Annotated in this window: 1 protein-coding gene; it reads right to left on the bottom strand. The window is 36.6% G+C overall.

The window, feature by feature from the left end; translation table 11 throughout:
* Positions 1-45: 45 nt before the first annotated feature.
* A partial coding sequence (locus ADH02_RS00145) for an IS3 family transposase (protein ID WP_048781565.1) occupies positions 46-385 on the bottom strand: 340 nt, incomplete at its 5' end.

Raw genomic sequence — 385 nt, 5'->3', positions numbered from 1 at the left:
GGGACTGACCCCAAAAAGTGAGAATTTAATAAAAACACCCTAGGGCTACCGTCTCCGGTATTCAACCGGAGACAGGTAGTCCAATTTTTGTTGGATTCTATTTTCATTATAATATTTGATGTAATTTTCTACAATTTGAATTACAATAGAAGATGAAGTTATTACTTCATCTTTTATGTAGAAAGCTTCGCACTTTAGGGAAGAATGGAAGCTTTCGATGGGCGCATTATCTGCGGGTGTCCCCTTACGGGACATACTGCGGATAATGTTTTTTTCTTTACATAAATTGTAGTATTCGGCGGAAGTATAAACGCTGCCTTGATCACTATGTAGTAGAACACCCTTAGGTAAGTCAATTTGATTTAAAGTATCCAATACAAACTTA

Origin of the sequence: Streptococcus sp. 263_SSPC (assembly GCF_001071995.1) — a bacterium.
Taxonomy (GTDB): domain Bacteria; phylum Bacillota; class Bacilli; order Lactobacillales; family Aerococcaceae; genus Granulicatella.
The sequence above is the reverse complement of the archived record's forward strand: the minus strand, read 5'-3'. Positions and strand labels throughout refer to the sequence as shown.